Source organism: Synechococcus sp. H55.9 (genome assembly GCF_047462355.1).
Classification (GTDB): domain Bacteria; phylum Cyanobacteriota; class Cyanobacteriia; order Thermostichales; family Thermostichaceae; genus Thermostichus.
The window spans coordinates 1-9,128 of record NZ_JANSJB010000100.1 but is presented as its reverse complement, the minus strand read 5'-3'; the positions used below and the strand labels follow the sequence as shown (position 1 = coordinate 9,128).

The following is a 9,128-nucleotide window of genomic DNA, read 5'->3' as shown; positions in this document are numbered from 1 at the left end:
TCTCGCTGTTGCTGTTTTTCATGCTGGTGCTGCTGCTGCCCTTCCTCTGGCTGGGGCTAGCGGTGGACGTGGTGGCGCTGGCGGTGGGGAAGCTGGGGTTCTCGCGGGAGGGGGCGCTGTTGCTGCTGCTGGCCATCTTGGTGGGCAGCTCGGTCAATATTCCTCTCTACCGCGTCAAGTGCGAGGTAACTCTGGTAGAAGACCTGGCCAGCCTGTGGATGCGGCAATTTTGGGGGATCCCGTTGGCCAAGATCTCTCAGGAGACGGTGGTTGCCCTCAACGTGGGTGGAGGGCTGATCCCGGTGCTCTTGGCCCTGTACCAATTTGGGCGGGCTGATGGGCTGTTGATCCTGGCCGTAACGGCACTGGTAACGGTGGTTAGCTACTACGCTTCCCACGTGGTGCCCGGGATCGGCATTCAGATGAATCCTCTGATTGCCCCGGCCACGGCAGCCCTAGCCGCTTTGTTCTGGGCGGGGGATCAGGCGCCGGCGGTGGCTTTTGCCGGCGGGGTTTTGGGCACGGTGATCGGAGCCGATCTGCTGCACCTGCCGGAAGTGTTGCGGCGCAATTGCTCGGGCATTCTCAGCATTGGCGGGGCCGGCGTTTTCGACGGCATTGCCCTCTGTGGCCTGTTTGCCCTGCTGCTGAGCTAAACCAGCAAATAGGTGAGGGAAAGGGTAACAGCCTGGCTGGGATCCAGCCAGCGCAGGTCGGGATCCCCTTCTGGCGGACGACGGGTCAGCTCTTCTAGCAGCATCTGCGTCCACTCCAGCGGTTTGCTGAGCAACATCGGCGAACGGGTTATCCCCTGCTGACGGACCATGGTTTTGAGGGCTTCCAAGCTGGCCGACAAGGGGCGAGTACTGGCCACAAACAATAGCTCGGTCAGCCCCTGGGCATGGCAGGTAAGCAGATCGGGATTGACGGCAGAGCGCGACTCACCGGCCACCTCAGGCAGGGGTGGCAAAGTCAGGCTGCCCTTGGCCTCTAGACGCAGTGGCAGGGCAAAGTCCTCCTGGGGCACGGGAGCCAACAGGTGCAGTTGCCCGCTGGAATCGACCATCAACAGGTAGCCGAACAGATCCTGCTCGCCTTCGTTGCGCAGGGTGAGATGCAAGGGATCCCCGCGCATAAAGCGTGGGATGCCTGGCTCGGCAAGAGCAGAGGCCCCTTGGGCAAACCGTGGCGCCCGCAAGGGGGCTTTACTTCTGGTGGACAATTCCCCCACCACCGCCAGCGGCGAGATCGCGGCGTTGAGGGTAGTCCGCAGGCGCTTGGCTGCCAGCAGATGGGCTAGACGAGGCACCAGCCGTTGCACCGCCATAGCCGCAGCTTCCCCAGCCGGCCCGCAGGAATTGAGCAGCAATTCTCGCCCCGGCCAAAAGAGGCTGTAGCCGTTGACTTCCAAAGGCTTGGGCAGAGCGTCTGCTTGAAAGGCGGCGGCCATTTCTGGGGTGATGCGCCCTAGCAGGCAATCCACCTGGCGCTCGCGCGGGTTAGCCGTCTCCATCCAGCTATAGCCGGCGATGGCGTTGGTCAGATCCACTTTTTCAACGCGACCCAAGTTGTCTTCCAGACCCACCAAAAGCTTGAGGCTGCTGGAGAGGCTGCGCAACTGCTCCCGCACCAGCGTGCCCACGGGGGGAAATTGACCTTCCCCGTTGGCCGGCTGCACCTGTGCCAACAGCCCGCTGCGAGAACGAATCAGCAGCGGCACCGACGAGGCGGTGGAAAGGGGAGCCAAAAGAGTACCCGGCTGCAGACCACCCAGCGCCGCCGGTGGGATCCCACCCAGCCACACCTGAGCCCGATTCCCCTTCACTTCCTGGATCACGCCGCTGACTGCCACCTGAGGGGGGGTGAGGAAGTAGGGCGGGATGCGTCGAGCCGTTTCTTTGCCCTCTAGGATGGGGCGCTGACAGGCAAACAGGCCCAGCTCCCGCCGGCTGGCCACTTGGTTGAAGGCCACCAGCAGGCGGGTGGCAGGTGTGCTTTCCCATAGGTACTGTGTCAGCAGATAGGTGAGTACTCCAGCGTAGAATCCTGGCCAAGCGGCTTCTGCTGCCAAGTCTTGGGGGGTGGTGGCGGCAATCAACAAGCCCTTGGGCGGAGACGGCCATACCCGCTGCAGTTCCGAGGAGTCTGAGGCGGCAGATCCTGCTCCTTTCCCGGCTGGGGGGCGGGAACGCAGTTGCAAATTGCCTCGCACCGACGGCAAGACATGGGTGAAGCCACAGTCCAGCAGAGTGGTGATCTGGGCAGTACCCAAGCCTTCCAAAAGCCGGAAAAAGCTGTCTAGCTTCATCGCTGCCATTCCTTCAGAGCCAGACAACAGGAGCACCGGCTGCCACTGGCCTGGCGCCGATCCCGCCCGCCACTGGCCGTAGCCGCTGAACTGCACGACCACTGTTTCCGCCGCCTGACTTGAACCCCCCAAGTGCTCCGCAAAGGCCGCTTGGATCCCACTCGGCGTGGCGGCCCCATCGGTGAGGGTGAGAATCTCTGCCGGGTCAAAGCCAAAGCGATTCAGGAGCAGCTCCCGCTGCAGCTCCACATCGGTCACACAGCCCTGTAGCGCGGATCCCTCGCCGGGGTAGCGGTTGATGCCAATCAGAACAGCCAGCTTGCGGGAGCCAGCCGCCAAAGCTTGGCCATAGCGCTCAGCTTGACCCGCCAACCAGCCAGGGGAGAGGCCAAGGCTGGCAGCAACCAGGATCAATGTTTGCAGAAAAGACCGCCTTTCCATGTTGCCCCTCTGGGTTGACCCACTGGCCCAACGGCCACCCAATCGGCGAGCGAGCCACAGCTAAACTTTGCACGGGAATCTATTGCTGCCTATTTCAGGATATCCCTATCCCCGTGGCTTTTTCGCGGGATCGAGTAACAGTTTTCGGCGTTTTTTTTGCATTCCTTATCAAAGTCTCCGCCATTCTCACAGGAGACTCCACAGCAGCGCTCACCTGTCAGGCAAGGGGGAAATCAAGGTAGAAATGCACGGAGATCCACACTCAGCAGTTCAGGAAATAGGGCAAGCGAGCCCCACGCTTTGGCCAATGAAAGCGAACGAAAGGAACCAAAATGAACCCAGACACAACCAGACAAACCAGGCCGGAGTAGAGGTGAAAAACCCCGATCGGATCGGCTTGCTCCATTCCCTCGCCTGCCCAGGATCCCAGCGCCAAGGCTAGGAGATTGTTCAAGGCATGAGCCAGGACAGGCAAGCTGAGGGAGCGAGTTTGCAGGTAGAACAGGCCCATCACCAAGCCGAATACCGTCAGCCCGATCGGGTTGGGGTGCAGCAGGCCAAAGACAATGGAGGAAGCCAGCAGCCCCCTGGAGAGACCCCACTTGAGGCCCCAGCGGTGGAGCAAAATGCCGCGAAATAGCCACTCCTCCGTTATGGGGGCCACCACCACAATCGAGAGCCAGCGTAACCCTTGATACACCTGCGGCCAGGGCATTTCCCTATCCTTTTCCCCCAGCGAGTGGAGCATTGACTCCGCCAGCTCCGGTGCAGGCAGCGACACCAGGTAGAGCATCAACAAAGTTGTGCCCGTGGAGAGCACCACCAAAGCCAACACCACCCGCAGCAGGGATCCCCAGGGAACAGCAGCCCGCCAGTTGCCCCACAGCCGCCTCATCTGCAAATGGGCCTGCTGCCCCCGTCGCCAGCTCCAAATACAGGTGATGACGAAGGTAGAGCAATAGATAAGGTAGGCCAGCAGCGGGTCGTCCGAGGGGAGATGCAACAGTTTGGCCAAAGCGATAGCTCCCAAACCTACACCCAGGTTGATCAACACGAAGGCCAACAGCAGATGCCGCGCCTTGAGGGCTGCAAACCCAGTTAAACTCGGCTCAGCAGGCGGTAGCGTGCGGGATCCAGACACAAAGGCAGCTGTTGCAATTTTCCCATTCTAGTGACAGCTCACCCCCAGGTGAGCCGCTGTCAACTCCCCTCTCCCTTTTGGGGAGGAGCCGGGGGTGAGGGAAGCGGCGCAAAGCGCTTGGGGAGTGTCTTAACCTGATTTGCAATAACCATCCATCTGATGCAGCGAGCCGGTGGCTGCCTCCAAGAGTCGCTAGGTTGAGTCAGCAAGTTAAGATGTGTTACGGGATCCGTTGGGGTTTCTATGGGCGTAACACTGTCAACACCAGCAGCGAGACAGCATAACTTGGGTTCCGCGGCGGCAGGTTCTCCGGCTTTGCCCATCCCGCCAGGGTCGGTTTCGCAGTCAAGCCTGCGCTACGACCCAGAGCAATTGGCCAGGCAATATCGGGGGCGCTGGGATCTGGTGCTGGGGCGTCTCTTTCAGTTGATCACCCCCTTTTTGGGCTTGTTGGCCTGGGTGTTTTGGGATCGCTGGCGAGGAGTGGAGCAGAAGCATCGCCCCCAACACGCGATTCGACTGCGGGAGATCCTCACGCAATTGGGGCCGACGGCCATCAAAATCGGCCAAGCCCTCTCCACCCGTCCCGATCTGGTTTCGCCCCTGTTTTTAGAGGAACTGGCCAAGCTTCAGGATGAGCTGCCCCCCTTCGAGAATGCCGTTGCTTTTGCCCTCATCGAGTCGGAGATCGGCCAACCCACAGACAAAATCTTTCGAGAAATCAGCCCCGAGCCGATTGCCGCCGCCAGCCTGGGGCAGGTTTACCAAGCCTATCTGCACACGGGCGAGAAAGTTGCCGTCAAGGTGCAGCGGCCCGATTTGATCGGGCGCATCTCCCTCGACATGTACATCATCCGCAGCCTGGCCGCCTGGGCCAAGCGCACCTTCCGCCGCATCCGCAGCGACTTGGTGGGCATTGTCGATGAATTCGCCGGGCGGCTGTACGAAGAGATGGACTACACCCAGGAAGGCCGCAACGCCGAGCGCTTCCTGGAGCTGTACCGCCACCCCTCCATCTACGCCCCCAAAATTTACTGGGAGTACACCCGCACCAAAGTGCTGACGATGGAGTGGATCGACGGCATCAAGCTGACCCAGCTCGACAAAATCACTGCCGCAGGGCTGGACGGGCGGCACCTGATCGAGATCGGGGTCAACTGCTCCCTTAAGCAGCTTTTGGAGCATGGCTTTTTCCACGCTGACCCCCACCCAGGCAACCTCTTGGCCATGTACGACGGGCGGCTGGCCTACATCGATTTCGGCATGATGAGCACCATCCAGCCCCACCAGCGCTACGGCCTGATCAAGGCCATTGTCCATTTGGTGAACCGGGATTTTGTCGCCTTGGCCCAGGACTACGTGGATCTGGAGTTTCTGGATCCCGACACGGATCTCACCCCCATCATCCCCGCTTTGGAGGCTGTCTTTGCCGAGGCCCTGGGCAGCTCCGTGGCCGAGCTGAATTTTAAAAGCATCACGGATAGGCTCTCGGGGGTGATGTACGATTTTCCCTTCCGCGTGCCCGCCTACTACGCCCTGATCATCCGCTCTTTGCTTACCCTGGAGGGGATCGCCATCGGCTTGGATCCCAACTTCAAAGTGTTGAGTGTGGCCTATCCCTATGTGGCCCAGCGCCTGCTCACCGACCCGGCCCCAGAGCTGCGCACCTCCCTGCGGGAGCTGCTGTTTAACCAAGGGCAATTTCGCTGGAACCGCCTGGAGAACCTGCTGCGCAACGCCGCCAACAGCGAAGATTTTGACCTGCAGGGATCCCTAGAAAAAGCCGTCGAGTTTATCTTTTCTGAGCGGGGGGCTTTCCTGCGGGAGCGCCTGGTGGATGTGCTGTTCTCCAGCTCAGGGAACGGCACCTCAGACGGCTTGGCTCATTTGCAGCGTCTGTGGGAACTCCTCAGCCGCAACCCGACCTTTCAGCCGCTGCAGCTTCTGCCCATCGTCGCCAAAGTGGCCGCCAAGCCGGAAGCCCAACAACTGGGCCGGCAATTGGCCTCCCGCTGGTTGCAACGCTCGGCAGCCCGCCTCATTCGGGACCTGCTGCTGCCGGATGTAGAAAAGCCCAGTTCACCCTCTTCCCGCAACGGGATCCCTGGGCCGTCAGCCTCTGAACGTACTGCTCAACTTCCCCTCACGGCCTAGCTCGGCTGCCTTCAGGGGGCAGTATCGCCTTGAGGGTTCACAGAGGTTAGAGCCAGCGCAATCCACTCGCGAAATTCATCGCGGCGGAAAACCTGGGGGCGAGAGCGGGGGCCAAAACGCATCAGGCTGGGCATGCCGTGCTCCTTAAGCCGAGACTGTAGCCAGGTGCCCACACCGGTTTTGCCATCGTTGGGCATTTCGGTTTGGAAGTCACTGTACATCAACAACAACTGGCTGCGAGATTGGAGCACGGCATTTTCTTGGATTAACTTCGGCAGAGAGAGGGCGGTGGCTGAACCTGCCTCTTTGCTGCCTTTGGCAGCTTCACGGCGACGGTCGCGCGGGCGTGGGTTGACACTTTCACGGCTCTTACGGGTTTTGGGTTCACTAGGCATAGAATCTCCTAAACGACAGAGTGGCTTCCCAACAAGGGTCAAAGCCGGAACTCGCAGGCCAAAGGCCGAGCCCGCTGTGAAAGTGGCCCGATGGGTACAGTTCTGGAGCAATCGCTGAAAAGAGTGCCACGTGCTCTTGGGTAAGCGAAGAAGAACTGCTCTGAGCCGGCGCAAAGGGTCAGGATCCCTTCAGCGCAACAGCAGTCTGCAGCGGGTCGAGTTCCTGCCAGCACATCCAAGACTTATCGTCGTCTTTCCTGTCGGAGGCCAGTTTGGCTACCACGAATCCGCAGGGCAGGCAAGCTTGGATGCTACCCCTATATTGACTTAAAAATGGACAAGTGGACAGTCCCCAGCCAAGAACTCAGGCCTGAAGATTTTGCCGCCCGTTGCGGATCACTCGCAACGATTCCAACAACCGCAACTCCAGGTCTTGCAAAACCTGATCCACGTAACGGTGGGCTTCCCGCTGCAGGCGCTCTGATTCCTGCAGTGTCTGCCGCCGCACTTCCTCGCTCTGTTGATAGGTTTGTTGCAACAACTGCTCCGCCTGGGCTTGGGCTTGCCGCAGGATGGTCGATTCGTTGAGAAGCTGCTCGGCTCTGCGTTGGGCCATGGCTACGATTTCTTGGGCATAGCGATTGGCCTCGGCCAAAATCCGATCCCGCTGGCGCAGCAATTCTTCCGCTTCCTCTAGGGCTGTTGGCAAGTTGAGGCGGATAAAGTCCAACTGCTCCAAAATGCTTTCTTCTTCAATGAGCGTGCGAGACCAGAACAGGCGAGGGCTGCTGAGAATGGCCGCTTCCAGTTGATCCAAGGCTTCCTGGACACGCATCAACGCCAGGGTCTGATCCCCAAACGGTACGCCGGCACGATTGGAAGCATCAGAGGGCAATTCTCGCATCAGTCCAGAAGAGGGTGGCCGCGCTGAGCAAAAGGGCAAAGCAGGCAGGATAACGCCTACCATATCAGGTTCTCGGTTTCCTGAATCTACGCGGTCTCCCCTAGGCTCCAACCACTCCCTGTCAAATGGATGTTCTTTCTGATATGCGGAAATGATAGGCTTTCCCCTTGCGGAGGGGGTGAACCAAACGGCGTGGGTGGGTGGTTAACCGCTCAAAAAACCCAGTAGTCTGGCGACTGAGACCCAAGCTTCAGGCGAGGGAGTGTGTCAACGACAGCTATCTGTGGCACACTGAGGAAAAAGGAGTTGGGCTTCGAGCCGCTCATGCCACAACCGCAGCCTCCCCGCAGACTGGAAGACCAATTTGTGGAGAATGTCTCCCGTTACCCCACTTACTTCGTTACCGTTTTGCTGGGGGGGATCTGGGCTGGCCTCCAGCCTTTTGTTGGTTTGTATCGCAAAAGTCCGGCGGCGGCGGCCCTGGTTACACTGGGATCCCTGCTGTTGCTGCTGTTTGTCTATTTCACCCTGCGAGGCATGACAGGGCACACTCTCCTGCCGGCGTGGATGTTGCGTTGAGGGCATGGGGGATGGACGAAGCGATAGAGTGGACGCCAGAAGCAGAGGCGCGCCTTAAAGAAATCCCCTTCTTTGTGCGTCCGGCTGCCCGTAGGAAGATTGAACAGTTTGCCCGCGAAGCCGGGATCCAGAAGATCACGGTGGCAGTTTACGAGCAGGCCAAGCAAAAGTTTGGCTCCTGAGGGATCCCTCCTGCTGGCCATAGCAGGGAGATTGGGTTTGCCGCTAGCTTGGTAGAGGCGTTCTCCTCTGTTTTTTGCAACTCATGGCAGATTGGATCCTGTTGGCACTGGTGGGTTCTGCAACCTACCTGCTGCTGCAAAAAAGTGTGGCCCGCCTCTCCAAGGTGCCGTGGCGGATCCTGTGGCTGGTGATGATGCTGCCCCCCTTGGTTTGGGTGCTGGGGCGGCAGGTGCTTCAGTACGAAGTGCCCCCGTTGCTGATGTTGGTGCTCTTTCTCACCTCTTACTTTATCAGCATGACCTTGGTGCGGCGAGGGGGCATTCGACCCACAGACCCCCGGCCTGAGGCGCCAGAAGGGGATCCTTCTCTGGCTGCAGAATCTGAGCCGGAGGAAGAGGAAGAAGACAGCGCCGCCGATCCGGTCTCGCTGGCTCTTGCCCACACCCCCATTTCCGAAGTGCCGCGGGAAAAGCTCAACCACTGCTTCCCCTGGAACGTTTTTTATTTGCAAAACGTGGAGTACCGTCCCCAGGCGATTATCTGCCGGGGCAATTTGCGGGCGGATCCCACCGAAGCCTATGAGCGGGTACAGCGCAATGTAGAAAACACTTTTGGCAAACGCTTCTTGGTGGTGCTGCAGGAGGGGTTTGCCGGCAAGCCTTTTTTTGCCCTGGTGCCCAACCCGGCGGCGCGGCGCTCTCTGGCGGATGGTCGAGAGTTGCCTGTGCTGGCTCTGGGGCTATTGCTGTTCACCTTCTGGACCACCCTGAGTGCTGGGGCCCAGGCGGCTGGGGTCAGCCCTGACCGGCTGCTGCATCTGCCCTCGCTGATGAAGGGGCTGCCCTATGCGGTGGGGATCCTGGCCATTCTGGGATCCCATGAGTGGATGCGCTATTGGGTGGCCCGCCGCCATGGCATCAAAACCTCGCTGCCCTACTTCATCCCGGTGCCCTTTGTGTTGGGGACTTTTGGGGCGTTTATCCAGTTGAAAGAGCCGGTGCCCAACCGCAAGGTGCTGTTTGA

General features: G+C 59.9%; 9 protein-coding genes. 5 read left to right on the top strand and 4 right to left on the bottom strand.

Features of this window, described 5'->3' with window-relative positions:
- Window positions 1-656 (top strand): DUF1614 domain-containing protein (locus NW857_RS11225; RefSeq protein WP_414368970.1); only part of this gene is annotated, 656 nt, incomplete at its 5' end.
- Here NW857_RS11225 and NW857_RS11220 read toward each other — a convergent pair.
- Window positions 653-2,749 carry a caspase family protein gene (locus tag NW857_RS11220; RefSeq protein ID WP_414368969.1) on the bottom strand — a complete coding sequence of 699 codons (2,097 nt, stop codon included), beginning with the start codon at window positions 2,747-2,749 and terminating at the stop codon, window positions 653-655. The two genes, NW857_RS11225 and NW857_RS11220, sit on opposite strands and share 4 nt — an antisense overlap.
- Before the next feature lie 262 nt (window positions 2,750-3,011).
- Window positions 3,012-3,890: a lysostaphin resistance A-like protein gene (locus NW857_RS11215; RefSeq protein WP_414335634.1), complete on the bottom strand. Its 879-nt coding sequence runs from the start codon at window positions 3,888-3,890 to the stop codon at window positions 3,012-3,014.
- A gap of 243 nt (window positions 3,891-4,133) precedes the next feature.
- On the opposite strand from NW857_RS11215, the gene NW857_RS11210 reads away from it, so the two are divergent.
- Window positions 4,134-6,044 carry an ABC1 kinase family protein gene (locus tag NW857_RS11210; protein ID WP_414335636.1) on the top strand — a complete coding sequence of 637 codons (1,911 nt, stop codon included), beginning with the start codon at window positions 4,134-4,136 and terminating at the stop codon, window positions 6,042-6,044.
- 11 nt (window positions 6,045-6,055) lie between these two features.
- On the opposite strand, the gene NW857_RS11205 is transcribed toward NW857_RS11210, so the two are convergent.
- Together NW857_RS11205 and NW857_RS11200 are read right to left on the bottom strand one after the other, a co-directional pair.
- A complete protein-coding gene (locus NW857_RS11205; protein ID WP_414335638.1) occupies window positions 6,056-6,439 on the bottom strand; it encodes a hypothetical protein in 384 nt (127 codons plus the stop codon).
- 364 nt (window positions 6,440-6,803) lie between these two features.
- Window positions 6,804-7,406, bottom strand: a complete 603-nt coding sequence (locus NW857_RS11200; RefSeq protein WP_414335640.1) for a hypothetical protein — start codon at window positions 7,404-7,406, stop codon at window positions 6,804-6,806.
- A gap of 261 nt (window positions 7,407-7,667) precedes the next feature.
- Between NW857_RS11200 and NW857_RS11195 the strand changes: the two genes are divergently transcribed.
- The 3 genes from NW857_RS11195 to NW857_RS11185 all read left to right on the top strand — a co-directional run.
- Window positions 7,668-7,922, top strand: a complete 255-nt coding sequence (locus NW857_RS11195; RefSeq protein WP_414335641.1) for a DUF751 family protein — start codon at window positions 7,668-7,670, stop codon at window positions 7,920-7,922.
- A gap of 11 nt (window positions 7,923-7,933) precedes the next feature.
- Complete coding sequence (locus tag NW857_RS11190; protein ID WP_414335643.1) at window positions 7,934-8,104, top strand: PCP reductase family protein; 171 nt, start codon at window positions 7,934-7,936, stop codon at window positions 8,102-8,104.
- A gap of 83 nt (window positions 8,105-8,187) precedes the next feature.
- Window positions 8,188-9,128, top strand: a 941-nt coding sequence (locus NW857_RS11185) for a site-2 protease family protein (RefSeq protein ID WP_414335645.1), incomplete at its 3' end; no start/stop codon positions are given.